This window comes from candidate division KSB1 bacterium (assembly GCA_034506255.1).
Lineage (GTDB): Bacteria > Zhuqueibacterota > Zhuqueibacteria > Zhuqueibacterales > Zhuqueibacteraceae > Coneutiohabitans > Coneutiohabitans thermophilus.
Genome location: JAPDPX010000004.1, coordinates 26,521 through 53,132, shown reverse-complemented (window position 1 = coordinate 53,132; position 26,612 = coordinate 26,521). Strand labels below are relative to the sequence as shown.

At 58.9% G+C, this 26,612-nt stretch carries 15 protein-coding genes; 1 reads left to right on the top strand and 14 read right to left on the bottom strand.

Features of this window, described 5'->3' with window-relative positions; genetic code table 11:
- Positions 1-140 precede the first annotated feature (140 nt).
- From ONB52_08865 to ONB52_08820, 10 genes are all read right to left on the bottom strand, one after another.
- The gene (locus ONB52_08865; GenBank protein MDZ7416255.1) at positions 141-1,856 is read right to left on the bottom strand and encodes a T9SS type A sorting domain-containing protein; all 1,716 of its coding nucleotides are present in this window, start codon (positions 1,854-1,856) and stop codon (positions 141-143) included.
- Between the two features lie 296 nt (positions 1,857-2,152).
- The gene (locus ONB52_08860; protein MDZ7416254.1) at positions 2,153-3,931 is read right to left on the bottom strand and encodes a T9SS type A sorting domain-containing protein; all 1,779 of its coding nucleotides are present in this window, start codon (positions 3,929-3,931) and stop codon (positions 2,153-2,155) included.
- Between the two features lie 229 nt (positions 3,932-4,160).
- The gene (locus ONB52_08855; protein ID MDZ7416253.1) at positions 4,161-4,346 is read right to left on the bottom strand and encodes a hypothetical protein; all 186 of its coding nucleotides are present in this window, start codon (positions 4,344-4,346) and stop codon (positions 4,161-4,163) included.
- Positions 4,347-4,640: 294 nt separating this feature from the next.
- A complete protein-coding gene (locus ONB52_08850) occupies positions 4,641-6,398 on the bottom strand; it encodes a hypothetical protein (protein ID MDZ7416252.1) in 1,758 nt (585 codons plus the stop codon).
- 107 nt (positions 6,399-6,505) lie between these two features.
- On the bottom strand, positions 6,506-7,534 hold the full coding sequence (locus tag ONB52_08845) for a PorV/PorQ family protein (protein ID MDZ7416251.1): 1,029 nt from the start codon (positions 7,532-7,534) through the stop codon (positions 6,506-6,508).
- A gap of 74 nt (positions 7,535-7,608) precedes the next feature.
- On the bottom strand, positions 7,609-9,810 hold the full coding sequence (locus ONB52_08840) for a hypothetical protein (protein MDZ7416250.1): 2,202 nt from the start codon (positions 9,808-9,810) through the stop codon (positions 7,609-7,611).
- 74 nt (positions 9,811-9,884) lie between these two features.
- The gene (locus ONB52_08835) at positions 9,885-13,118 is read right to left on the bottom strand and encodes a TonB-dependent receptor (GenBank protein MDZ7416249.1); all 3,234 of its coding nucleotides are present in this window, start codon (positions 13,116-13,118) and stop codon (positions 9,885-9,887) included.
- A gap of 460 nt (positions 13,119-13,578) precedes the next feature.
- Positions 13,579-14,862 carry a GWxTD domain-containing protein gene (locus tag ONB52_08830; GenBank protein MDZ7416248.1) on the bottom strand — a complete coding sequence of 428 codons (1,284 nt, stop codon included), beginning with the start codon at positions 14,860-14,862 and terminating at the stop codon, positions 13,579-13,581.
- 215 nt (positions 14,863-15,077) lie between these two features.
- A complete protein-coding gene (locus tag ONB52_08825; GenBank protein MDZ7416247.1) occupies positions 15,078-16,286 on the bottom strand; it encodes a hypothetical protein in 1,209 nt (402 codons plus the stop codon).
- Between the two features lie 3 nt (positions 16,287-16,289).
- Entirely contained in the window at positions 16,290-17,375 is a 1,086-nt protein-coding gene (locus ONB52_08820; protein MDZ7416246.1) for an ethylbenzene dehydrogenase-related protein, read from the bottom strand.
- On the opposite strand from ONB52_08820, the gene ONB52_08815 reads away from it, so the two are divergent.
- Positions 17,374-17,736 (top strand): hypothetical protein, encoded by a 363-nt coding sequence (locus tag ONB52_08815; protein ID MDZ7416245.1) that lies wholly within the window; start codon positions 17,374-17,376, stop codon positions 17,734-17,736. The two genes, ONB52_08820 and ONB52_08815, sit on opposite strands and share 2 nt — an antisense overlap.
- Before the next feature lies 1 nt (position 17,737).
- Here the strand turns inward: ONB52_08815 and ONB52_08810 are convergent, their stop codons facing one another.
- The 4 genes from ONB52_08810 to ONB52_08795 all read right to left on the bottom strand — a co-directional run bounded on the left by ONB52_08810 (position 17,738) and on the right by ONB52_08795 (position 26,556).
- A complete protein-coding gene (locus tag ONB52_08810) occupies positions 17,738-18,727 on the bottom strand; it encodes a PorV/PorQ family protein (protein ID MDZ7416244.1) in 990 nt (329 codons plus the stop codon).
- An 11-nt stretch (positions 18,728-18,738) separates the two neighbouring features.
- Positions 18,739-20,709, bottom strand: a complete 1,971-nt coding sequence (locus tag ONB52_08805; protein MDZ7416243.1) for a hypothetical protein — start codon at positions 20,707-20,709, stop codon at positions 18,739-18,741.
- Positions 20,710-21,382: 673 nt separating this feature from the next.
- Positions 21,383-23,353 carry a hypothetical protein gene (locus tag ONB52_08800; protein MDZ7416242.1) on the bottom strand — a complete coding sequence of 657 codons (1,971 nt, stop codon included), beginning with the start codon at positions 23,351-23,353 and terminating at the stop codon, positions 21,383-21,385.
- A 410-nt stretch (positions 23,354-23,763) separates the two neighbouring features.
- Positions 23,764-26,556 carry a TonB-dependent receptor gene (locus ONB52_08795; GenBank protein ID MDZ7416241.1) on the bottom strand — a complete coding sequence of 931 codons (2,793 nt, stop codon included), beginning with the start codon at positions 26,554-26,556 and terminating at the stop codon, positions 23,764-23,766.
- Positions 26,557-26,612 lie beyond the last annotated feature (56 nt).

Below are 26,612 nucleotides of genomic sequence, written 5' to 3'. Positions count from 1 at the left end.
GGCGCCATAGAAACACCGAGGTTTTTAATGCAACGGCCAAGCCGTTGCAGGAACTTTTCATCATGAAGACAGCAAAGCCCCGGGCCGATGCGTGCTGCCCGGGGCTTCGCTATTGCAACCAAAATAAACTGCGTCAGCCTTTACTTCGCCAAGACCATCTTCCGGGTCTGGCTGAAGCTGCCCGCTTCCAGCTTGTAGAAATAAATGCCGGAGGGCATGCTCGCCGCGTTCCAGGTCGCCGTATGGCTGCCTGCCGGCAGCTTGTGATTGACCAGGGTCGCGACTTTCTGGCCGAGGGCGTTGAAGACTTCCAGCTTCACCTTCACGCTTGCCGGCAGGGAAAAGGAAATCACCGTCGTGGGATTGAAGGGATTCGGGAAGTTTTGCGCCAAGGCATAATCCGCCGGCAGGCCCGCCATCGGATCACGATCCCGCACCGCGGTGTTGATCTTCGGGATATCGGCAGCCGAAAAAGTGTAGTACATCATCATGGTTGGCGTCGTCTGATTGCCGGGCTGCACCGTGCCGCCATTGACGTCATCAGAATTGTAGACGAAACGGAGGCTGTCATCCACCAGCTTGGCAACCGAGACGTATTTGTCCTCCGTTCCCGGCGAAGCGGTGAGATTCACCGCTGGCGAGCCCCAGGTGGCGCCACCGTCAGCCGAGGCCGTCGCATAAATGTCGAGGTAGTTTACGCTGTCCGGATCGACATCACCGGCAGTGGGCGCACTGAAGGCGACATACAGCACGTTGCTCTCATCGACACCCAGCGAGGGCCAGTACAAGCCGCTGCCCAAACCACGGCCCCAAAGCTGCGATCCCGGCAAACGATTCTGCTCCGCATCCGGCAGGTCGGCACGGCTCGCAACGTAGGTCACGCCGGTGGTCGGGCTCCAATGCAACAACGGTGACTGGGTGTAGAGAAAAGATTCCGGCGCGGTGCCCGCGGAATCGGGCAGCACGAGAAAATTCTCGAATACAATGTGGGGGATGCCTTCCCGGTCGTAAATCAAATCGAGATGACCGTTGGGCCGAAAGTCCCCGTCCGCCGGCGGAACACCCCTGCCAACGCTGGTGATGTTCGACCAGGTCCAGGTGGCGCCATTATCCGAAGACTCGGCGAACAGAATTTCATTGCTGTTGAAGCCGGCATCGTAGGCGCAAAATGCGGCAATACCGACTTTGTCGCCCCAGGCGTCGATGGCGTAGGCATCGGCGTCACCACCGCCGATCCACAGGCCGCCAGTGGTATCCGGCGGATCGCCCGGCGCCGCGCCGGCTTTTTGAAACATAAACCGGAATTCCCAGTTCAGTCCGCCGTCGGTGGAGCGGCCATACACGGGATACTGCCCGCCGCCCAGGCCGGGGAAGGGATCAAAGGAAAAATGCGTCACCACCACGTGAAAATAGTCCTTGCCATCCACCACGATGCGCGGCCAGGTCAGATCCGAGCCTGTTGGAAAATTGCCGGTGAGGGAAGCGGTCCAGATACCAAGGCCTTGCAAAGCGTCAACGTTGACCTCCAAACCGCCGTGCGAAACAATGACACTGCGTCCATCGGCGGTCGCAGAAAGATTTCCCCAACCGCGCCGCGCAGACTCGACCTTGGTCATGGGTAGCAAGAAACCATTGCCGTCATTGTAGGCGAAGAAGGTACCGCGATCGGCCCAGGTGCCAATGGCACCCTGCGAGGCGGTTCTGGCAACGGCCAGGATGCCCCCGCCATAATTGTGGAGGTGCCGGCCCATGGCATTATTGGTCATGAAATCGTAGGTGGACTCGATCAACGGCAGGCCCGGGCCAAATTTGGCGACAGACTTGGCCAGCGTTGCGGGCTGCGGCTGCTGTGCCATGATGTCCTGTGCGCCGACGGCAGGGACACGCCGGACTTTTTGAATTCTTTTGTCGGATTGACGGTCAATTGCTGAGGCGGCGGCTGTGAAGAGCAGACAAAAAACCATTGCACAACGAAGCACCCCGAACACCCCTCTGCCTTGTATTTTCGCCGAAAAAAGTTTTGACATCGCCATTCCCTCAAAAAAATGATTGGTGCTAAAATCAGGCGTCGGGAGGCCCGCTTCTGCCCGGGCGCTCCCGACGCATTGAAATCCCAACGTGTGAGACAACAAACACCCCCGGCCCCAACCGGCTACTTCATCAGCGTCATCTTCGTCACCTGGGAGAAACCGTCGCTCTGCAACTTGGCGAAGTAAACGCCGGAAGAGAGGTTCTTTGCGGGTTTCCAGGTGAGCGTATGCTTGCCCGCCTGCACCAGGCCATTCACCAGCGTGGCCACCAGCCGGCCATGCACGTCAAAGACGCTCAGGTTCACTTCCGCCGGTTTGGCGACTTCGAAGGTGAGGGTGGTGGCAGGATTGAACGGGTTCGGAAAATTCTGATGCAGCGCAAACGAAGCCGGCACGCCGGAGACCGGGCGATCGTTCACGCTGGTGAGCACAACCTTGCTTTTCGGTACGGCATGGTAGAGGTAGTTGGTCGGTGCCACACCATCGCCCTGAATGCTATTGCCGGTGCTGCCATCGGAGGAATAGACAAAACGCAGACTGTCACCCACATCGACCGCCAGCGAAGCCCAGGTATCTTCCGCCTGCGGACTGTCGGTCACGTTGAGCACTGGGCCCCAGTTCGCACCCCCGTCCGCCGAGCCAATGGCATAAATGTCGGTGTAATGCGCACTGTCTGGATCAACGTCATTGGGCCGGAAGCTGGCGAACAGCAAATACAGATTGTTGTCGGCATCAACACCGGCGGAAGGCTGGCAGACAACATTGCCGTCGATGTTGTGTTGCTGGAAGGCGCCGAGACCGCCCGCAAACACATTGATCTCCTGGTCGGAGCCCGGAATGTCGCTGAAATCGACAACTTCCGTGATGCCCGTTGCCGCGCTCCAATGGTAAATGCCGGCCGAGGTGCTTTCATAGAGATCAATGCCGGTGCCGGCCGAGTCCGGCAGACCGGTATAGGTCTCCCAGAAAATGTGGAGATTGCCGTTCTTGTCATAAATCACGTCGCAAGAACCGGCCGGCAAATCCGCCGAAGTGCCGGGGGGCAGCGTGGTCGGGTTATTGGTCAAATTCTGGTAGGTCCAGGTCGTGGCATTGTCCGAGCTGGTCCACAGATGAATGTCGTTGCCGGTTTCCGCCACCACCACCGCGACATTGTCGCCCTGGCTGGCAATATCCTGATCATCGGCGCTGAATGCGGGCGTCCGGGTGGTGGTGTCGGGCCACAGGAATTGGAAAGACCAGGTTGCACCCTGATCACGGGAGACGGCGACGCTTTTGATCAGCCTAACGCCAGTGACCGGTGGTACCGTGGCGTTGGTGGTGGAACAAATGATGATGTTATCTTTGCCATCCACGGTCAAGCGGGGCCACTGATCCGAAGCGGCGCTGATGTTGCCGGTGATGGTGCTGGTCCAGATGCCGAGTCCCTTGAGCGCATCAACGTTCACTTCGTTGGCAATGTGGGAAACGGTCACGCTGCGGCCATCCGCCAGCGCGGAAATGCTCGACCAGCCGCGGCGCACCTGCTCAACCTTGGTCATCGGCGACCAGGAGGTCCCATCAAAATAGGAAAAGTACGTGCCGCGATCATTGGTACCTGCATCGGTGGCGCCCATGCGGCCAATTGCCAGGGTGCCATCCCCATAGTCAACGATATTGGAAAGCACACCGCCATTGGAGCCGTAGTCGTAGGTTGACTCCATCAACAAGACCCCCGGCCCGATCGCGTTGGTCTTGTGCAGCGCCCGGGTGGTTTTCGCAGCCGGGATCGGTTCATCCCCGCGAATCATTTGTGGCTGCCTGGCCTTGTCAATTTTGTGCAAAAAGTGCCGGGCGCCCGTACCCGCAAATGCTGTCAAGGCAAAGCTCAAACACAGCATGGCGGTAAAAAGTTTACGCATGGGTGCTACCCTCCACTCATTGGTTGGATGGATGATGTGAGTTGTAAGTGTGGCCGAAAGGCAAAAACGGGTGCTTGTCATCTGAGGACAGCAACACCTCCCTTCAGGAATCGGTCAGCGGGAGGGATCGGAGCAGTTCGACTGCCGGCCCGGATCGCGACGCCGGGCCGTTTCCGCTTGGCTTGAATACAGGGGTGAACCACTGCAGGCAATCACAGGCGCAGACCTGTCAGGCAATCGCTCGTTTGGCGCCGCCAGCTTGCCGGTGATCTCTCTTGAAGGATGCGGCCGAAAATAAACACTCTCCCAAACTTTGTCCAGCAGTTTTTTCAAACGTCGGTGAAAATCCGCCCTTTGTGGTGCTTTTTGCACTTTCTCGCGGGATGAAGCCAATCCGCCCCTGCCATTTTGCCACGGCACTTCTCCAACCGCAGGGCTGTACCAATAGCTGCATCAATAACAGAAAACAAAAGCCGTATCGCTGAGCAACAAGATGTCTGCCGTGCGACAGGATGGGCAGCGACTTTTCATCCCAACAAAAACTACCGTGGGCCAAAGGGGAGGCCCTCCGGCCTCCCCTTCACCTTTTACCCACTTCCAGACGCTGACACAAAAAAGTTCCGCTCCCGCTTCACGGGCAGCGCCGGGCGTCTTACCAAAAGCACATTGCCGGACTGGTTCTGGCATGTTCTGCCCGGCCCACTGCGGGCTAAATCTCGCCAAAGTCAGACATGACCTGGCGCACCACCGCCTGAGCATCACTGGCATTCAAATGGTACAGCGGAAAGCCAAACACCACCGTCCGGAAGTTGGTGCCGACATGCTTCACGCCCACGATCGCGCCCTGCCAATCCTGATTGCCGCTGGCGGAATTGAATGTGTAGATCCCCTGGGCGCCCTCCCGCACCGTGAACACATCGATGGGAGAGAGACCCGGCCGGCTCGGAATCGGGTTCTTCGCCAAATCGACGGCGAAGTTGGGATATCCCGCCTGGCCGGTGGCACCATTAAAGTCAAAGAAGTTGCCCGGGGTCTGGCGGGTGGAGGCAATCCCAAGATAGTTCCACACGAAGGCATAGGATGCCGGCGCATTTGCCTGTGCAGGGTTGAAATTGGAGACCGGCGTGGTCCCGGCGATTTGGTTGATCTGGCGCCAGCCCGTTAACCAGAGTTTGCCCCCGACGGTGAGATAATCACCCAAAAGCTGAAGTTGGCGTGGCGTGTTGTTAGCGGTGGCTTCATCGCTTTGCCAAATGACGCTGGAGTAGTTGCCAAAGCCCTTCTTGGGGGTGGGGGCACCCTGAGCGAGATAATCCCACAGAGTCAAGCGCGCACCCACCGCAGTCAGAACTTGCGTATAGAAATTGTCAACATTGGCATCGCCGGTGGCCGGCGGCCGGCCGGCCAACTGGCCGTTGCCGTCGTCCACCACCAGCACACCCGCGTTCAAGGTGGCCACTACGATGGTATACCGATACAACGCGATGTCACTGAGCTTGCCGGCAAGATCGCGATATTGCACCTCGAAGGTGTGCGTACCCGGTGTCACGTTGGTCAGTTCCAGCGTGGCGATCTCGGTCGAGAATTCCGTCCAAGCGCCACCATCAATGCGATAGCGACTACCGGTGGAGGCACCGCCGGCGTAGTTGAATGTCGGCGCCCAACTGAACGATACGGTATTGCCGGTGGCCAATGAGAAGGCAGAACTGTCAGGATAGAATGCCGCACCGTTCTTTAACGCGCTCAAGACCACGCCCGGCTTGACGGTGGCCGAGGCCACAAACCGGAATTCTGCCGGCGACTCGTCGACGGCGAGCGCGTTGTCACGCGCCTGCGCATAAAAAGTATGCTCGCCCTCCGGCAGCAGGCCGAATGGCGAGGTCAGGCTGAATTCAAACACCGGACTCGACTGCCATTGCGACCACTGGCCGCCGGCGTCGATCTTGTAGCGGTAGGTGTATTCCGGCCCGTTGTCCGGATCATCCACTGCCACGGCGGTAAAAACCGCACCCTGGCCAAAAGTCGCACCGGGGGCGGGATTGCCGACCACCTGGATTATGGTGTTGGGGGCGACGTTGGTTGCTGTAAAGGTCAGGGTTGCCGGCGTGGGATCGTCGGCGCCATCGTTGTCGCGCGCCGCAACGGAAATGGTGTGCGGCTCATCCTTGTTGGCGGCGGTAAAGCGAAAGGTGGAGTCGGTTTTGGTGGTGAAGAGGCTGCGGCCATCCACGCTCACGGTGTAACCCTTCACCACGCCGTCCAGGTCAATGCCTTTCCAGGCAATGGTGACAAAATAGCTGTTGGTGCTGCCGGGCTTCGGCCCGGAGGTGATCTCCGTATCCGGCGGCTCATTGGTCTTGAGCGTGTAGTCGCCGGGCTCGACCAAGCCGCATCCTGTCGCTCCCAGCAGCGCCAGGCTCACGATCACCACCGGCCGCAGGACATGTTTAAAGCTGCCTGATTTCATCAAAATCCTCCCGCACTAGGCGAAATTATCTGGCCTTGTTCGTCGCAGATCTTCGAGAATCACACCCACAGGGACGCATGCACGCCTGCAGGCATCACCTTGCGAACTCAAAACTGAAACGACAGCGAAAAGCGGTGCGGCTGATTCATGAACGAGCTGGTGTCCGTAAGATTGCCGAGATCGGCGTAGGCGTAATCCACCCGCAGGACGTTCCGCTCGGCACTGAACGGTACGTTGACGCCAAAGCCCAGCGTGAAGCCGTCGGTATCATAATTGAAATTGTAGCCACCGCGGAGGGAGAAACGCTCGTTGAAGGTCAGCTCCAGACCGCCATTCAGACGTTCCTTGTTGTCCGGCGGATGTTCGAATTGGGCGGCGAGGTTGCCTTTCACGCTCTCACCCAGGTCCACGCCCGTCATTGTCTCCAGGTCTGCTAGCACGCCGGTTTTGAAGGTCATGGGCAGCGGCGCGGAGTCAAAATCCTGGCGGCGCGGCTGACCGCCGGTGGTGCTGGCGGTGCGATAATCCAGGAAGCTGCCGTCGAATTTGGTGTCGGCGCCGAAGTTTTGAATCACCATGCCCAGGCGCAGCGAGCGGAAGTCGGTTTGATATTGCAGACCGGCATCGAAGCTCACGCCGCTGGAGACATAATTGGCCAGCTCTTCGCGAATGTAGCGTACCTGCACGCCGAAGGTGAAGCGGTTGCTCACCTGGCGGGAGTAAGACAGACCCACCGCGATGTCGGAGGCCGTGAACAGCTCCCCGGTGCCCTCCGGCCGCGAGGGCGTGCGCACCACGAGATCATCCATGTGCAACACGCCGATATTCAAACCAAACGAGCCGATGGCAGTGGAAACCGGCAGCAGCAGCGCCACATTGTCATATTTGATGTCTGCCGGCAGATTGAGGTGGGTGAGCAGGATCTCCTTCCTGGTTGCCCAACCCAAACCGGCGGGATTCCAGTAGACCGCCGAGGCGTCGACCGCGCCTGCAACAAAGGCGTTGCCCATGCCAATGCCGCGCACCCCCACCGGAATCTTCAAAAACTGAAACGAAGTGGTGCCCACCCGCTCAATCCCAAGCACGCTCATCGGCGGGAGGAGCATGGCCAGAATATATGCCACGTATTTTTTCATGGTCATTTCTCCGGAAGCAATCTGTTATCAGTGATCGGCAGATTGCTGCCTGTTCACTGAATACCGACCACTGGTTATTTCACCACGATGAACTTGCCGATTTTCTCCTCGCCGCTGTCGAGGGAGACGCGGTACAGGTAGATGCCGGCGGTGATTTCCTGGCTCAGCCGCGTGCGCAGATCCCAGATCGCCACACCCGAGCCGCTGTGACGAATTTCCTGCACCAGGTCACCGGCAAGGGTGAAAATCTGGATCGTGGCCTGCTCCGGCAAGTTCACGAACTGAATCGTCTTGGGGAAATTGCGGTCGCCAACCTCATTGAACCGGCCGAATTGTTCGAACTCCGAGCTGCCAACGTAGGGGTTGGGCACCACATAGACCTCATCCAGCGTCGTTTTCGCCGTGGAGTTGGCCACGGCGATCTTTTGCCGGGCTATGCCGCGTGAACTTTCCAGCACACCCACCCCGCCGATCGTGCGGTCATTCTCGGGATGGTTAATGCCGTCGCCGTTGTCACCGTTGTCATAGGCGGTGACCACGTATTTAATCTGCACCAGCGGCGGCACGCCCCGATCGACATATTCGTAGCGGCCCTGCGCGTTCAACGGCGGCAGGCCGCGGTCAAAACCCAGGCCGTTGACCACATCAAAATCGGCCACCAGGGTGAAACTGACACCATCCAGGCTGCGCCAGATGCGATAGCCTTCGAAGTCGGGTTTCTTGGCGATCGGATCGATGGAATTTTCTGCACGCCGGTCCCAGGTGATGCGCACCGCACGCTCGAGCGGTTCGAGCGTGAAGTTGGGCGCGTCGGGTGCGGTGGGGCCGCGGAAGTCATTCTGGAACAATGACAGCGCCTGACGCGAGTTTTGCACGATCAGATCGACGTTTTCCGCCCGGCTCAAGCCGGCGCGGCCGCCATTGATAATCGCCAGGGTTACCGGCAGGGTCGCACCCGGCGGCATGTCACCCAGCGAGCCAAAGGAAAACACAAACCGCCAGTCGCCGTTCACGAACTGATCAGGGTCCCGCACGCCACTCGACATCTTGACATATTTCTCGACATTGTCGTTGGGGTCGCCGCCGGTGAGACGGTTGAAATTGAGGTAGGTTGTGCCCACGGTGGGCAGCGGGGTTTTCAACACCCGCACGCCGAAGAATTGTGCCTCCAAACCATCGCCGTCATCATCGCCACCGATCGCCGTGCCCAGCGAATCGATGAAAAACGTAATGTCATCCTCCGAGCCCGGCCGGCCCTGCGCATCGGTCTGCACATCGAAATCAAAGAAGGTGCCGAGATAGACGTCCCGCAGGGTTTCGGTGCCGATGTTGGTCACGAAAAATTCGAAGATGAGAAAGTCATCCCGGAAGGTTTCCGACCATTGAAACGAGTGTTGCACCACCCGCACCCCCAGGGGCGTAAAGCCGTCGACATCGGGGCTGCTCAGGCAGGAGGCGCAGGTATCGACGTAGGCGGTGTACCACTCCTGGCCGCCGCGCGCCGTGGTGTCTTCGTCCTCCTTGCCGTCCCCGTCGTCATCGAGTGCGCCGGGAACCTGGTCACCATCCCTGTCGGGGTCGGCTTCGTCAATCAGGCCGTCGAAATCATTGTCGAGAAAATCGGCGGAAATGTCGCCCACCGGGTCTTCATCAATGTGCGGTTCGGGATCATAGTTGAGAACCCCGTCGCCATTGGCATCGGCGTTGGGGCCGTCCCAGTCATTGCTGGGTGCGCCGTCCCCGTTGAGATCATCAGTGGCCGCATTCCAGTCGCCATCGTCGTCGTTCTCCTTGGCGCCATCATCGGTGGATTGATACAGCCAGGAGGACAGGGCGCCGAATTCGCCCGTGCCGTTATCGCCATCCGTCACCGTGGACACAATGCGCTGGTTGTTCTTGATGGCGCCCACCCACAAGCCGCCGGAGAAGAGAAAGCGTGTGCCGGTGCCCCCGGGGTATTCCAGCTTGGGGGCAAGCTGGGAGGAGGAGGGATGATAGGGGGTGGGCGGTCCGGCTGGCCGGTCATCGGGGTTGGACAACTCGCCGAAATTGGCCATCATCAGCCATTGCAGGCCTTTGTCATGCACCGCAAACCGGTTCGCCACGATGGCGTTCGGCTTCAGCAGGCCAAACACCTCCTGCGGTTGCAGAAGGCGCACCTGACGGTCGCGGGACTTACGCTCTTTGCGCTCGCGGGCCAGAGCGTCGGTCGAGCCGAGCACCGCCAGCGCGAGCACAGAGACAGCCATGATGCTGACAAATCTTTGCAGTCTCATGAAATCTCCTTCCGTCTGATATAACCGCCGCGCCCCGGCCCGCGAGGCCGCCGGGGCGCGCGAATTGGGTCGTATTAGAATTCGGTGGTGAACCCGATGCGAATCATGCGGCCGTTTTGCCATGCCGCCGGATTCGGCGCCGAATTCGCGAAACCACCGTAGTTGCGCGTGCGCGAAGTGCCGGAGTTGCTGAAACCGATCAGGTTGCGATAAGCATCCACGATACCGCCATCATCCGGGGAAATGGGATTGAGGCGGTTGAACAGGTTTTGCACTTCGAAAATGATGCCCGCCCGTACGCCGGAAGTCAGGTTGAAGAACCGGCGCATGCGCATGTCCACATTGAAGGTTTCGGGATAGCGCTTGGAGTTGGTGAGCGGCACCAGCGTGGCTCCGCTGAGTGTCTGGGGCGTGTAGGGCATGCCCGTGGCGTATTGTGCCAGGAAGTTCACGTTCCAATTCTCGAGCAGCGGGAAATTGCCCAGCTTCGGACCCTCGCCCTTGCCGTAGTGAAAGTCGAGATTCAGCACCACGCGATGGCGCTGATCCCAATCGGCCGGGAATTCCACGCCGTCGATGATTTCGAGCGTGTCATAGGTGTCGCGCGGATCGGAATGAGTCGCCTTTGCCACCTGGAAGGTGTAGGTGGCATCCCCCGAAAAGAAACGGCCGGCACGCTGTTGCAGCGCAAGCTCCAGACCTTTCACCGTGCCGTAGGTGTCGTTCTGATAGGTGTAGAAGGTGTTGCCGGCCGCATCGAACTCCTGGCGGATCTGCAGCAGGTTGTCGATGTCCTTGAAGAAGCCGGTGATGGAGAACAGGGTGTTCAAACCGACCTGGCGGCGAATGCCGAATTCGTACTGAATGGTCTGCTCGGGATCGAGATTGGGATTGCCGACGATCGAGTTCGGGCTGTCGATGCGCTGGTTGACCTGGTTGAACACATTGGTCAACTGCGGCCGCTGGAAGAAGTGACCGTAGCTGAAGTAGAACATGTCGCGATCAGTGACCGGGAAGGAGAAGCCGACACGCGGCAAAATGCTCCACTTGGTTTTGGGAATTGTGAAGCGCGGCACACCCACCGAAGTGTCCTGATAGGCAACCTGTTCGCCCTGATCGAAACGCTCGAAACGCACACCCAGATTCACGATGGCCGTGCTGAACTCCATCTTGTCCTGCAGGTAAGCCGCCTGCCAGTTGGGATAAACGGAGTAGGAGTTGCCGAACAGACCGCGGCCGTCATAAGGCCCGAGCAACTGCCGGCTGGCGTTCTTCAGTTCGAAGTAGTTGGCTTCAAAGCCGGTCTTGATCTGGTGATTCTTGGTGATCTGGCTGGTGAGATCGAACTTCAAAGAATAAGTGGTCGAGGAGCGTTTGTTGAAACCGGCGCGATCGGCGGCCCAGTAACCGCCGTTGATGTTTTGGCCGCGGAAGGGATGGGTGGCGCCTTCCAGGAACCAGTTTTGGTTGGCATTGCGACGGTCGGGATCGTTGTTCAAATCATACAGGCCGTCGCCATCGTAGTCTTCAAAGGGTTCACCGGCATCATAGTCGCCGTTGCCATTCAAATCCGTGAAGCGTTCCGCCGGGGTGCCAAAGCCGCGATACGGCTCGATGAATTCCGGCACGCGATCCTGGCCGTAGAGCGCCAGGACGCGGTCATATTCCGCGATCCAGGCATCCAGCTCTTCGAAGCTGGAACGGGAGCGGCCATCCTTGCCGAGCTTTGGCAGCGAGCCGGAGAAAGTGTGGAAGCGGCCGAATTTGACCTCATAAAAGGTTTTGCTGGTGAGGGTGTGGGTCCAATTGATGGTGAACTGATTGGCGCGGAACTCCCCACGCGAAATGTGGTCATACCCCTTCCAGTCATAAGGCTGCAAATCTTCATCCTTGCGGCCGTCGCCGTCATCATCGAGGTCATTGAGGGCTTCTTCATCGGTGCGGCCGTCGCCATCGTTGTCGATGCCCCAGGCAAAGTCGCCCAGATAGTAATTGGGGGCGAGGTTGGTGTCTTCGTCGATGCGGCCGTCGCCATCATTGTCAATGCCATCGAGCAGCTCTTCATCCCGCCGGCCGTCGCTGTCCTGATCAACCAGATCGCTGATGCCCAGACGATGGCTTTCCGCCACCAGCTCGCGCACGTCACGGGCGAAGCGGAAGGTCCAGCCATGCGTGTTGTCGGAGTTGCCGCGGAAACCGAAGGTCAACTTCTTGTTGGGCGCCATTTGCCACAGCAGCTTGGATTCCCAGTTGTTGCGCACGGATTCGCGCTTCCCACCCAGGCCGAGCAGACTGCCGAAGATGGTTTCGTTGCGCAGCGCCTCGGAGGTGTTGAGCTTGGGCGACTCCTTGATCACCGACTTGTCATTGAGCCGCCTCATGGCGTCAGGATGATAACTGGCACGGTCCGAGAGCCGGGTTTCACCCTGCAGGAACAGCGTCATGTAACCGGGGATCTTGAGGCCGAGTTGCGGCAGCAGGTTCGTGGTGATGGGTTCTGGACCACCGAGACTCGCTTCCAGCCAGTCGAAGTTTTGCGCACTCTCGCCCAGGCCGCTGTCGCCGAAGTGGTCGGTCTGCATGAAAACGTGGCCGGAATACTCGCGCTTCCCCTCCTGGGTGTTGAGCAGGATGATGCCCGACTGCGCATTGCCGTATTCCGCATTGAAACCGCCGGAGATGATCTGCAACTCGCTCAGCGCGGAGCGGCCGACGGTCAACCCGATGGTGCGCGTTTGCGGGTCTTCGATGCTCACCCCGTCCACCAGATAGGCGACCTCACCGGCGCGACCGCCGCGCATGTGCAGGTTGTTGCCCTGCCCCTGCGCGCCCGCGCTCAGCGCCACCGCATCATTCACGGTGGTGATCGGCAGCGACTGAATTTGATCGCTGGTGGAAACTTTCGAGGAGGCCGTGACATCCTTTTGGATCAGGGGCCGTTCGGCAATGACCTCGACCACATCGCCCAGTTGCAGGGTTTCGGAGGACAGCGCGAAATTCTTGGTGGTTGTCAAATCCGCCGAGACCCGCACCCCTTTTTCCACCACTGCGGTGTAACCAATAATCGAAGCTTTGACATCGTAAACCCCGGGTGGGATGTTCAGGATGTAATATTCGCCATTGATGTCAGTGGCCGCACCCAGAGTCGTGCCGACCAGAATCACAGTGGCTGAAGGCAGCGGAAAACCCGTCTCCTTGTCGATAACCTTGCCAGCAATTTTTCCAGTAGTGCCGGCAAATACTGCGGCGGCGCCCACCAGAAGCATGGTCAAGATGACCATAACACTGCCTAAACGCGCATTTCTCATAGGAAACTCCTCCGCAACGTTATGTAGAACCTGCGAAATTAGGATGCGCCAAGGGGGGGATAAAATCACGGCATAAAAATACTTTATTAAACACACAAAAATTTTTCAAACGCAAAGACTGTACCATTTATTACATTTGATTCACAGGTAACTGGGTGCTATGAAGCAGGCGGATGTGCCGCCCTAAGTCTATGAATTTCGATTCATCCTGACCGGAAATTCAATGGCATGTTTCCTCCGCCGAATTTTTCCCGCGCTGACAGTGCAATTCTTTACCAATTTTGGGAGGGATTTTGCACAAGTTTTATAAAAATTACCTGTCCTGAAAAAGAGTGGCCGCACTCATGCGGACAAATCAGCCGCACTCAGCCAGCAAAAGAGGAGGTCACGGGAGAGAAATTTCCGGGCATGCGTCATCGCGCGGCCGCCAACACGGGCGGCCAGGGCAAGCGCATGCTGCTCAACGCACTCCAATCAAGCTCTTCCAATCGGGGCGGGTCAATTCCCGCTCGTCGCTCGAGTAGATCAATTCATATTTGCCAAAGCCATCGAGGTCGGCGAAAATGAATTGCTTGCGACCTTCTTGAAAATAAGTCCAGACTTCATACGGCTTGCTGTGCGTGCGCGCCGGAAAGCGTTCGACTTCATTGGGAATGCCGAACTTGATCGCCACTCGGCCGCGATCAGTTTGCCAGCCGGCGCTGAAGCCCGCGGTGAATTGCTCATTGGCATATTGCACCCGCCGAAAATATTCTTCGCGAAATTCATTGACAGGGGTCTCCGGCACCGGATCCAGGCGCCGCCAAATCTGGCTGACATAAGCGCGCTGCAACACCGGCGACAGTGATTTCAACATCTCCCTGTCGGCATCGCTCAGCAGATACTGCATCTCTGCGAGATGCCGCTGGAACTCACGCTCCGGCAGGCGGGCAATCAATGAATCCCTCTCCTCCGCTGCAGTACGCCCGCCGACATAAAACGTTTTGGTGTGGGTTGCCACCGCGCCGCTGTGGCGATCCGCCACCTGCACCGACAATACGCAAACCGAATCCGGCAACGAAGCGGCGTGAAGGGCGCCGACTTCAACGCTGGAGGTTCCCGGCTGGCGGGCATGCTTTGCCGGCAGGGTGCGAAGAGCCGCCCCCCTGGCATTGCGGATGGCGTACTGCACTGCATAACTGTCCGCCGCCGCAAGATTGTAAATCTCGAAATAAAAATAGAGCAGGGGCAGGCTGCTGCTGAACGTGGCGCTGGCATGCGGCATGACGTTGAAACCGTGCTTGGCAAACTTGCCGCCGGTGCTGTCCACCCGGATGCTGGTGGCCAACTGCAGATCGCTGAGCGCCAGTGTGTCCGTGGGAATGGCGTGTGCCTGAAATCGCAGGGCAGCGTGCCCCTGTTTTCGGGAATGCAAATCGGTGAGAGTGAGGGTGAGATCGTAGACCCCGGGTGCCAGCAACAGCTCGAATTGATTGGGAAGCATGCGTCCTGCCAGCTCCTCCGGGCGGCGTGCGCTGAGGGATTGCTTCCATTCGTCACGCAGTAAAATATTCCCGGCGGTATCCGCGATCACCACCGAAGTCTGAAAATCACTTTGCAATCCCTGCGGCGCCGGACGAAAGGACAATTGCTCCAGGGCAATTTCGGTGTAAAACTCCTGCCGCGTCCGGCCCGCCGGGCCACGGAAGGAGGCGGTATCCAGATAAAAGCGCAACTCCCCCCGACTGCGAACAGGCAAATCCACGGCAGGCAGAAGTGGCCGGAGAAGCAATATCAGCAACATCGGCCAGACAAGCCGCCGTTTTCCTCCAACCCCGCGCTCGGAAGCAGCCTGTCTGCTCCCGGGCACCCTCTGCTGAGCACTGCCCGGCAACAAAAATGGCCTCACCTTTCTGCAGAAACCCCCTCTGCTGGCGGTCGGCTTTTGCCCGGAATATGTTTGCATGGGAGAGCGAAGTTTCAGCGCGGCTCACCGAATACGTTGGCCAGAATCTGCTCCACGGTCTTCGCCATCGCCCGAGTGTTGATGAGATTCACCGTGACGGACCCGACACGTGACACTGCAACCAATGGAAAGCCGAACAGGACGGTTTTGTAGCCGCTGCCGGAATAAATGATCGCGCAGGGCGTGCCGGCAAATTCTTCACTGTTGATATCGAGCGACCGCCGGAGGTCGCGATAATAGTTGTTGCTGAACACATAAACCGCCCTGGCATCGGGTTGCGGGATGAGCTGATTGACCCGTGTGCTCAGGTACTGGAAAACCGTGGTGCGCGGCACCTGATAGCTCGTTGTCAAATCGGGGAAGCTGCTGTCGCTGCTCAGCAGCCAATCGAGATTGAGATCGGCGGCCTTGGCGCGCAGCACGTGAAAATATTTGTAGCCCGTGGAATTGAGCGCGAGATCCAGGCCGGTGGGCGAGCGGCCGGAAAGTGATTGCAACGGGTCGCTGCCCGCCACCCAAAGGTTGCCGCCCATGTCCAGATAATCCTGCACCAGACGGTCGTTCAAACCCAAATTGCCGGTGGCGTTGGTGCACCAGATGATGGTGGAAAAGGCACCCAGTCCGATGACCGGCGCACCGGTGGCGTCGGTGTCATTGGGGGTGGTCGTAAACCGCGGCTTCTGTGTCGCGAAGCGGGCTTGATAATCCCAAAAAGTGTAGTTGCGATAACCCGCGGCAATCATCAGTGAATCATAAAAAGCATCCGACGCCTGTTCGAATTGGCCATTGGGGTCGTCATCCAGCAGCAGAATGCCGCGATCGAAGGTCGGGCCGGAGACGTGAAAGCGCCGGCGCGCCGGCGTGGGGTCGACGGTGCCGGTGTTGTCCACCGCGCGCACCTCGACGGTGTACCAGCCCTCGCGAAATTTGAAATTCACAAAAAATGACTTGGTGTATTGCCAGGTGTTGTCGAACAGGGGGCCCTGCACGCGGTATTCATAACCTTGAATGATGCCGTCGGCATCATTACCGTGCCACTCCAACCGCAGCTTGAAGGGATTGTTTTGCGAGCCGTCGAGCGGCGTGGGCGCAAAGGCGGTTTCGGGCGGCTGGCTGCCGCTGAGTATGCCCTGCTGCGTCGGCTGCCTGTTGCAGGACAACAGCAGGGCGGTGAGCACCGCCAGTGCACCGGCGGAGAAAGTCGGGCGCAGCATTGGCATCATGGCTTATTCCTCGAAAACGAACTGAAACGTCAATTGCACGGTGTTGGTGATGGTGAAGGCCGTGGCCCCGTCTTCAAAAGGCATCGGGGTGTCGTTGCCCAATACAACCGAAAAGACTTGCGAGAAAAAGCGCGCCTTGGGGTTGAACGGAATATCGCTGTTCTCCGAGCCGGTGGCCTTGCGCACGAACTCCAGCGTCCAGCGGCCGTTTTCGTGGCGGCCGTAACAGCGAATGTCAGCCGAGCCGCCGCTCGGCGTCTCCAACACATGACCGGGCACCGTCACCGCAGCCTGGGGTGTGGCATAAGCGCTGCCGGCCAGTGGCGCCGCCTCGGACTCCAGCAGAAACAGTCTGTTCTCACTGGCATCGGAGTAAACCGGCGGCAGCCCCGGCGGCGTCGTCGCGGGATCATTTTTCCAGGCATAACGCGGCCGGTCATCGCTGAGGTCGCGGGGGGTGCGGTTGTCGTCGTAATTCTCATCCCAAGTGTTGCGGCTGGTGCCGGCATCATTGTAGAAATTCAAACCGTCGACGCGCAGCAAATACGGCTGGATCGTGCGGCCGCTCTGAAAGCCCTCGAGCGTCATGTCCTGAAAATATCCCATGGGATTGGTGGTGGCGGCATCCCACAGCCAAATGTCGGTGTCTTTGCTGAGACCATGCCAATAAAGAAACAGCCAGTCCGAACCCTGACTGTTGCGCACCCAGCGCGACTCGGCGGGATTGTAGGTCCAGGTTTTGCGCTGCAAACTCTTGCTGGCATCCGGCCAGGTTGCCAGAAAGCCGACATAAATCACATTCAAGGTGTCCTGCCGCGCGGTGTCGATTTGGGTTTCCTGCCACCACACCGCTTTGAAGTCGACCAGCAGACCCTCCGCCGGCAGATTCACCCCGCCGCTTTTGGCATCGAGGAAAACCCGGTAGCCCGTGGCCTTCTGCCAAACCGCATCAAGCGCACGGCCATCGAGCACCGGGCCCTGCTTGACAAAAGGGGCGTAAAGTTCCTGAGGCTGTTGCACCGCAGTGGGCAATTCCCCGCTGCCGCAACCCAGGAACAACCCCGCCATCCCCAGGGGCCAGCTCATCATGAACCAAATTTTCCGGAACGCCAACATGGCGGTCACTCCGAGTTTTCTTCATGCCGCTGCACCGGGCGCCGGCTTTTTCATGGCCTGCCGGCACGGTGGCAGCACACCGTTAAGCAGCAATCCATTCAGACAGGCGCCCTCCTGGCTGTGCCGGGATTTCGAAAAATCCCCTGTTGTGACTTCTCTTGAAGGGCATCGACAACGGCCCGGATGCGGCAAAAAGTTCCTGCACACATTCGCCGCACGCACCGCTTGTCTGGCAATGCCTCAGTTACATGTGAGGACTTCGCGCAGACATCATCATCTTGTCTGCAGGCAGGGAAGTCTGCGCCATGGCATCTTCGTAAACATCCTGCAATGACTCAAAACTCCAGCGCCAGCGAGAAGCGTTGCGCCGTTGTGAGAAATCCAAAATCAGAATAGGCATAATCGAGACGGGCATGCACACCGGAAAGCCCGAAGGCGGCGCCGGCGCCGAACGAAAAGCCCTCGAACGGCTCATCGACTCTGTCGAGCTTTTCCAATTCCAAATTGGTGCGATACCCGGCACGCAACGCGACCAGCTCTTTCAGGCTGTACTCCATCCCCCAAGCCAACTGTTCAACATTGTCATTGGGATGGTTGCCCTGCATGGTGACCACCAGACGGCTGGACCCGTTGCGATAGAGATCCATGATTACACCCAGACGGAAATCGATGGGCAGGGAGAATTGTTCGCGGAAGTATCTGGCGTCCGGGCCAAAATTGCTGATGTTCATGCCGAATCTCAGGCCGCGCACGCCGATGTCGAACAGCGTGCCGAGATCGAGTGCCACCGCACTCGCACCCTCATGGCTGATATATTCGCGGAGGTATTTCACCGTGCCGCCGAAGGAGAAACGGTTGGTCAGGCGGCTCGCATAAGTGACCCCCACCACCCAGTCGCTGGCATTGAAATAGCCGCCGGTCCAGCCTTGATAGGGCACGGTGATTTTCATGTCGCCGGTGGTGAGCATGCCGATCTGCACGCCCAGCACGCCCCTCCCCCCCAGCGGCAAAATGACCGCACCGAACTCATAGTTGATATCGGCCGGCCATTCCACGTGGCTCAGCAACACCGCTTTTTTGTCGAGCGTGGTGAGGCCGGCGGGATTGTAGTAGATCGCGCTGGCATCATTGGCCAGCGCGACAAAGGATTCCGCCAGGCCGACAGCACGTGCCCCCACCCCGATTTTGAGAAACTGCATTCCGGTGGTGCCCACTTTGCCGCGGCCGGCGGTGTCACGCAACTCCAGATCGCGATCCTGCGCCCGCACGGCAAGCGCCGGCAGCAATGCCGCGCACACCAGCAGAACAATTTTTTTCGCAACCATGACCAGCTCCCTTAGTAGATGACCGCGAATTTGCCGACATACGTGCCTTGCGGCGAAGTGACGGAAAAGAGATAGACGCCGCTGGCGATCGCCTGAATGTTGCGCGTCACCATGTTCCATGATTCACTGTGCTTGATCGCGCTGCGGGCGGGATAATCGTGTTCGAGCGTGGCCAGCAGATCACCCGCGAGCGTATAGATGCGAATGGTGCACCGCGGCGGCAGGTTGGTGAAATCGATGCGCCGGTCGGTATCTGCCGTGCCGCGTTCCCAGCCCGCCGCCGGATAATTTGCACTGAGACGGTAGGGATTGGGCACCACCAGCACTTCGCTGATGGCTTGCGTTCCATCCGGCCCGGCGGAGGGCGCCACCTTCTTCATATTGATGATCGGGCTGCTTTCCAGCGACTCCAGCCCGGTGGGGCCATAACCACTGTCGAACGCCGTCACCGCATAATAGAAAAATTCGCCATTGGTCAGGCCGCGGTCAATGTAGGTGTACCAAATCCTGCCGGTGGCGGGATCCAGGGTTGGGTTCAACGCGCTGAAGCCAAAATCATAACCATAGCCGTCAATCTGATCATATTCACCCAGCAATTCCATTTCGTTCAACACACCAGTGCGGCTGCGATAGACACGATAGCCCTGAAAGTCCTGCACCCGGCTGAAACGATCGACCGTGCTCTCGGCGGAATTGTCCCAGCGGATGGTGACGGTTTTGTCGCTGGGAATCACTTCCATGTTGGGCGCGGGCGGTGGCGGCGGCCCGGCGAAATCCGGCTTGCCGTCGGCCGGCGGGTTGTCATAAACATCACGCGCCCAGCGGGCATTGATGCCCAAGTCATCGAACTCATCGCGCTCGCCTTCCGGCTGGCCGCCAATGTAAGCCAGCGTCAGTTTCAACGTGCTGTCGGGCGGCACCTCGAAGGGACCGAAGGAGAGAAAGTAGCGCGTGTCCATACCCGAAGGATCAATGCCTGGCGGCGGGTTTGACTTGGTTTGATCCGGATCGATCTCGCCGTTGGACATGATGCGATATTTCTTGGCATCGGTGTCGGGATGGCCGGAATAGTCGAACGGATTATTGGGATTGGTCGGCCCCCAATCCGTCGGCGGGTCCCACCAGTTGTAGGAAATGGTCCTGGGATCCGGGAAGAGCACACGCACGCCGGTGACGCCCGGGGTGGCGCCATTGTCGCCGTCGTTGTCCTTGATCCACGCCACGTTGACGGTGTCGCCATCATCATTCACCCGCAGGAAACCGGTGATATCATCAGCATAATAACGGGGAATGGAGGTCAAGCCGCAGTCGCCGTCGATATACACCCCCATGTAAAGTTTTTTGAAGGTGCGCGGCTTGCCGATCAGCCGCGAAATGTTCTCGATCAAGTAATCGAAGATGACAAAATCCTCGGCGTAGGAATAGCTCCAGGCATAACTCTTCTGGGTAATCTTGACGCCCAGCGGCCTTTGATGTCCTTCCCACGCAAAGGTGGTGTTGGTGTCGGTGTAGACCGCGATGAAGTCCTGCTCGGAAACGGCGCCGGGGCTGTAGGTCGGCGCACCCGGGCGATTGGTCAATTCCAGAATCGAGTCGGCCTCAGCATTACCGGGGAAAAGCTCGTTCCAGTCCTGCCAGCCGTCGAAGCCGAAGGAAACCAGGGTATCCACGCCGCCATCCGGCCTGTCGACCAAAGCGCCGATCCAAATCGAACCAACGTAGAGATATTCGATGTTGGAGTTGGCGGGGAATTCGCAGCTCGGCCGCCGGCCGCGCGAACCAAATTCACCAAAATTGGTGACCGACAGCCAGATGTTGCCCACTTGGTGGGCCTTGGTTTGGGTGAAAGGTGGCAGCGCCGTGCCTTTGGCCGGCGCCCGGTCCCGGCCGTGCCTGGCCGCCTCGTGCCGCGCTTTGTCGCCGGCATGGGCCGGCAGCGCGACCGCCCACAACAAGACTGTCAACAGGAGTAGCTTCTTCATGTCTCCATCCCTTCGCGGGACGATCGCAGCGGAGCCCGCGTCGAGCTCCGCCGACCGTTCGCGGTGAATCAGCAGTCTGGTTTTTTATGCCAGTGCCGTCAAGCCTGCGGATCGTGACAGATCGCCGTGGCCTTTTTCACCAGCGCCACAAAGGCCTCCCGCCCTGCGGACGGCGCGCCCGCTCCCGTGAATTCGATACGCCCGTGTCGCAACGGGCGTGTCGCATGCAATCACCAACCTCACTACCCAAAGCTGCGACAGGCATATCACCGCTGTCAAAGGGGACGCAAACCCTGCCTGCGCCTATTCAAACTGGTATTGCGCTGTCTTAAAATACTTTGGTTTATGTAGTAGTTTCAGGGTCTATGCCTGAAGGCACTACTACGAAAACTCATTTTCATTTCTGATGGATGCTGCGCGCGGTGTGGCAAATTAGCCTGCAAACACCATTCTGGCCGCAGAGATTTTGGCGACGCCGCCTTGTCCAGCTTGCCACAGATAAATATCAGCGTGATTCTGCGTCGATCAGCGTCCGGGAAATTTGGTGGCGGCAGCGCGCTGCGTTGCGCTTCACCCACAGCGCGCAGCAGGGAGCCAAAATATTCCTCCTCTGATCGTTGCACGAAAATCACCGGCTCAGCGGAGGCTGAAACGTTTCCGGCCGGACACCGGACTAATAAATAATGGCGAATTTGCCGACATACGTGCCTTGCGGCGAAGTGACGGAAAAGAGATAGACGCCGCTCGCGATCGCCTGAATGTTGCGCGACACCATGTTCCACGATTCACTGTGCTTGACCGCGCTGCGGGTTGGATAATCATGGTCGAGTGTCGCCACCAAATCACCTGCGAGTGAATAGATGCGAATGGTGCACTGCGGCGGCAGGTTGGTGAAATCGATGCGCCGGTCGGTGTCCGCCGTGCCGCGTTCCCAGCCGATTGTCGCATAATTCTCACTCAGGCGGTAGGGATTGGGCACCACCAGCACTTCCGCGAGAGCCTGGTTTGCTTCCGGGCCGGCAGAGGGCGCCACCCGCCTTGCATTGGCCAGCGGATTGCTCTCCAGAGGCTCCAACCCGGTCGCCCCATAGCCGCTGTCGAACGCGCTGACGGCATAGTAGAAAAATTCGCCATTGGTGAGGCCGCGATCCACGTAGGTGTACCACACGGTGTCGCTGCCAGCATGGCGGGTGGGCGCCAGGACATCAAAGCCGGTGTCCGCCCCGAAGCCGTCGACTTGATCGAATTCTGCCAGCAACTGCCACTCGCCCTTCACGCCAGTGCGGCTGCGATAAACGCGGTAGCCCTGGAAATCCCTCTTGCCGGTGAAGCGGTCGATGGCAGACTCCGAGGAATTGTCCCAGCGCAAGGTAACCATGCGATCATCCGGGATGGCCTGAAGCCGGGGTGCGGGCGGCGGTGGCGGCCCGGCAAAATCTGGAATGCCGTCGGCCGGCGGGTTCTCATAAACATCACGCGCCCAGCGGGCATTGATAACCAGGTCATCGAATTCATCCTTCTCGCCTTCCGGCAGGCCGCCAACGTAGGCCAGAGTCAGCTTGAGCGTGCTGTCGGGCGGCACCTCGAAGGGACCGAAGGAGAGAAAATAGCGCGTGTCCATGCCCGAGGGATCTATGCCCGGTGGCGGATTTGACCGGGTTTGATCCGGATCGATCTCGCCGTTTGACATGATGCGATATTTCTGGGCGTCGGTTTTGGGATGGCCGGAATGGTCGAAAGAGTTGTTGGGATTGGTCGGTCCCCAATTGTTCTTTGGTTGTGGGTCCCACCAGTTGTAGGAAATGGTTTTGGGATCCGGAAACAGCACCCGCACGCCGGTGACGCCCGGAGTGGCGCCGTTGTCGCCATCATTGTCCTTGATCCACGCAATGTTGACCGTGTCACCGTCATCACTGACCCGCAGGAAACCGGTGATATCATCAGCAGAATAACGGGGAATGGAGGTCAAGCCGCAGTCGCCGTCGATATACACCCCCATGTAAAGTTTTTTGAAGGTGCGCGGCTTGCCGAGGCTGCGCGAGATGTTCTCGATGAAATAGTCGAAGAGGATGAAATCCTCGGCATAGGAATAGCTCCAGGCATAACTCTTCTGGGTGATCTTGACGCCCAGCGGCCTTTGATGTCCTTCCCACGCAAAGGTGGTGTTGGTGTCGGTGTAGACCGCGATGAAGTCCTGCTCGGAGACCGTCGCCGGGTGGTAATTGGGCGAACCCGGCTGGTTGGTGAGCACCAGAATCGAATCGGCGGCAGTGGTGCCGGGAAACAGCTCCCGCCAAATCTCGGCGCCGTCAAAACCATAGGAGACGAGGGTATCGACGCCGCCGTCGGGCAGGTCCACCAGCGCGCCGATCCAAATCGCACCCACATAAAGATAGTTCACATGTGAATTGGCGGGGAACTCGCAGCCGAGCTCCGTGTCCGAGCCGAACTGACCGTAATTGCTCACTATCAGCCTGAGGTTTCCCACATCATGCATTTTGTTTTGCGTGAAAGGTGCCTGCGCCGGGCTTTGCGACGCTGTCCTGCCACGCCGGTTGACACTTTTGGCGGTTGTGTCCGCGCCGCTGGTGACACCGGCCGTCAAGCCCGCCGCGATGATCAGCCATCCCAAATTTCGCATCATGACATCATTCCCCCTTTCACAGGAACTGGCATGGGCGTTTGCACACCAATCACGACGAAAATGCCGCGCAGACTCTCCTGGCTGCCTGCCGGCCGGATGCCTGCGCTACAGCATTTTCGTGGCAACCAAATTTGAACTGCGGAGCCGCGGTGAGCGCCAGGCTTTTATTGCTTTGCACGCTTGACGGTTTGACGGTTCATTCAAAAAATCTTTGCGCCATGGTCGTTTTTGCGGGTAATCGCCATGCCGCACATGGCACCCCTCCGCATGAAAGAGTGGCACAGACAACATGTCTGCCTGCGCCGGGGCATTTTCATGGCGTGCTTCCGGGGATTGTGCCGGCCAGCCCAATGCATTTTGCCTGCGGCGACCTCACCCCTTGAAAACTTTTATACCTCGTGCTCAAAATCTCACCATTCCACCGCCAAACCCAGCAGCACGTTGCGGCCGGCGGTGAAGGCCGAGGGATTCAAATCCTGCGGCCGGTAGAACGCCAGCACCTGGCCAGTTTCTGCATAAATCGCGCGGGCATTGCGGCGGTTGGTGAGGTTCTTGATCTCGAGCAGCAGGGAAGTTTTCAGGCCTCCATAGCGAAAATCCTTGTTGGCGCGCACATCCACCCAGGTGCGATAGGGCAGGCGGGCGGAGTTGCGCGTGGTGTATTGATCACTCGAGCGGCCGGTGGGGGTGTAGGGTTTGCCCGACTCGAAGCGCCAGACCACATTCACGCCCATCTCGGGCGGCAGGCGCACGCCGAAGAGGGAGGGCCGCGCGCCCGAATTCACGCGAAAATCGAAATTGACGTTGAGCGAATGCCGCACGTCCCAGTCCAGCGGCCATTCGCGAATCGGTATGGGCTGGCCGCGCGCACCATAATCATACCCCTGGCGATAGCTCGAACTTTTGCCGGTGGCATAGGCCAGGGTGTAGTTGATGAAGCCGGAGGTGAAGTGGCTGTAGCGTTTCTCGAGCGAGAACTCCAGGCCGCGTGCGCTGCCGAAATCACGGTTGATGTAGACACTGTAGGTGAACGGTTCCCGACCGCGGGTTTCGGTGTTGAGCAGGCCGTTGTAGTCTTTGAAGAAGGCGGTGGCGCCCACCCGGACTTCGTCGCCGAACGCATGCTTGACGCCGAGCTCGTATTGCGTCGTTTCTTCGGAGCCGAGGTTGGGATTGCCGAGCAACTGCAGCGCGCCGGAGGATTGGGTGTCCTGAATGAACAGGAATTGATAATCCACCTGCTGGGTGAAACGGCCGAATTGGAAGTAGAGAATATCCTTGTCGGTGATGGGGTGGGAGATACCCAGCCGGGGATTGAACGTGATCTTGAATTTGCGGCCGAAGAGGTTGGTGCCTTCATCGACATCGTCTTCCACCTGCGCGCCCGGCGTCCACAAGTCCCAGCGCATGCCGACATTGACGATCAGGCTTTCATATTCGATCTTGTCCTGCACATAGAAGGCGGCGTTGGTGGGCGTGCGGGTGTAAAAGTCGCGGAAGGCGCCCAATGCCGGCCAGGGGCCGTCGTCGATGGGCGTGCCGCCGGCTTCGGGATCCCAGCGCTCGTTGTAGCGATAGGGGTATTTGATCTCGGCCAGGAACATTTCGTAGTAGGCCACTTCCAAACCGGTTTTGAGTTGGTGGCGGCGGTGCACCTGGCTGGTGAGATCCATTTTGAGGGACGAGGTCTTGGTGTTGCGATGATGATAGGTGCCGCGTGCCGGGAAACCGGCTTCGTAGAAACCGTCCTGATCGTCATCGCGCGCGGTGACACCACCGAGATCGAGATAGAGCTGGCGCACCTCGGGCGGCAGCAGACCGCCGGGCGTGAGGCGATAGTCCAGATCGGAATAACTCAGCACGAGATCATAAAAGGTCTTCTCGCTGAGCGTGTGCGTCCATTTCAACGAATGACCGAACGAGTGCTCGTCGCGCTGCCAGAAATTCTCCGGAATGCGGGAGAAGGCGTGGTTGTATTCATCGTAATAGCTGCGATCGGTTTGATAGCTGTAAACGAGTTTCATGCGCGGTGAAAAACGCACGCTCACGTTGGCGAGCGAGTTGTAATGGTTGTCCATGCGGTTGGGCAGGCCGAGACGCAGCAGATTCAGGCCCAGCAGATTCAGCTCGCGGATTTCCTCGGAGCGATCCTCGCCGGTGGGCGCGTAATAGGCGAGATCGAAGGCGGTGGTGAGATCGGTGAAATAACCCGAGCCGGCCACAAAATAGGTGATTTCCCGCACCGGCAGCTTGATCCCCAGGCGCGGCAGTAAATGCGTGGTGATGGGCTCCGGACCGCCGAAGCTGAGTTCGAGACGGTCGCTGTTGTGCGAGTAGGTTCGCAGTTGCGTGCCGTTGCCGTAAGGAGTTTTGAAGCGGCCAATGCCGAAATCATCGGTGAGATACACCACCCGGCCGGTGTGCTGTGCGCCGCCCTCCTTGGTGACGACATTGACGATGCCCGACATGGCGTTGCCGTATTCGGCATTGAAGCCGCCGGTGATGACTTCCACCTCCGAAATGGCGTTGGCGGGAACCGACAGGCCGCCACTGCGTGCCGTCAACTCATCCACGGGGTTGGAGGTGAACTGTCCCACTTGCTCCGCGGTGGTGCGGGTGGCCTGCTTGAAATGAGGGTCGTGGGAAGCCACACCGTCCACCACGTACAGCATTTCGCCGGTGCGGCCGCCGCGCACGTTGATGTGCAGACCTTCGCCCACCACCCCCGGCTGCCGCGCCACCAAATCCCGCACATCGGAAACCGTCGGCATGTTTGCGATGCGATCGGCGGTCATGCGGTGCGAGCTGAAGGTCACATCCTTCTCGATGATCGGCCGTTCCGCCACCACGGTCATGCCCTCGGTGAGCTGCAGCACGGTGGGCGAAAGGGCGAAGTCGATTTTGGTGGTGAGGTCGGCGGCCACCTTCACTTTGGTGACGGTCAACGGCTCGAAGCCGATCACGGTGGCACGCACGGAGTAGGTGCCGGGCGGAACCTGCAGAATGAAGTAATAACCGCTGGCATCGGCTGCGGCGCCCAGAGTTGTACCCACGATCATGACGCTGGCCCCGGCCAGAGGCTCACCCGTTTGTTTGTCAATGACGCGTCCCGCAATTTTGCCGGTGGTGCCGGCAAACAGCAGACCGCCGGAAAGCAGCAGCACCAGCACACCGGCGAAACTCCTGCGGATGATTTTCTTCATTGCGCAACCTCCACTCTACACTTGGAGCGAGTTCAGATGCGTACAGCAGAACCGGC

Bases quoted from the DNA above. Each gene is read 5' to 3' on its own strand.
- ONB52_08805 (MDZ7416243.1), bottom strand. From the start codon at position 20,709: ATGAAGAAGCTACTCCTGTTGACAGTCTTGTTGTGGGCGGTCGCGCTG.
- ONB52_08835 (MDZ7416249.1), bottom strand. From the start codon at position 13,118: ATGAGAAATGCGCGTTTAGGCAGTGTTATGGTCATCTTGACCATGCTT.
- ONB52_08845 (MDZ7416251.1), bottom strand. From the start codon at position 7,534: ATGAAAAAATACGTGGCATATATTCTGGCCATGCTCCTCCCGCCGATG.
- ONB52_08860 (MDZ7416254.1), bottom strand. From the start codon at position 3,931: ATGCGTAAACTTTTTACCGCCATGCTGTGTTTGAGCTTTGCCTTGACA.
- ONB52_08820 (MDZ7416246.1), bottom strand. From the start codon at position 17,375: ATGATGAGCTGGCCCCTGGGGATGGCGGGGTTGTTCCTGGGTTGCGGC.
- ONB52_08800 (MDZ7416242.1), bottom strand. From the start codon at position 23,353: ATGATGCGAAATTTGGGATGGCTGATCATCGCGGCGGGCTTGACGGCC.
- ONB52_08840 (MDZ7416250.1), bottom strand. From the start codon at position 9,810: ATGAGACTGCAAAGATTTGTCAGCATCATGGCTGTCTCTGTGCTCGCG.
- ONB52_08850 (MDZ7416252.1), bottom strand. From the start codon at position 6,398: ATGAAATCAGGCAGCTTTAAACATGTCCTGCGGCCGGTGGTGATCGTG.
- ONB52_08815 (MDZ7416245.1), top strand. From the start codon at position 17,374: ATGAACCAAATTTTCCGGAACGCCAACATGGCGGTCACTCCGAGTTTT.
- ONB52_08865 (MDZ7416255.1), bottom strand. From the start codon at position 1,856: ATGGCACAGCAGCCGCAGCCCGCAACGCTGGCCAAGTCTGTCGCCAAA.
- ONB52_08795 (MDZ7416241.1), bottom strand. From the start codon at position 26,556: ATGAAGAAAATCATCCGCAGGAGTTTCGCCGGTGTGCTGGTGCTGCTG.
- ONB52_08810 (MDZ7416244.1), bottom strand. From the start codon at position 18,727: ATGGTTGCGAAAAAAATTGTTCTGCTGGTGTGCGCGGCATTGCTGCCG.
- ONB52_08825 (MDZ7416247.1), bottom strand. From the start codon at position 16,286: ATGATGCCAATGCTGCGCCCGACTTTCTCCGCCGGTGCACTGGCGGTG.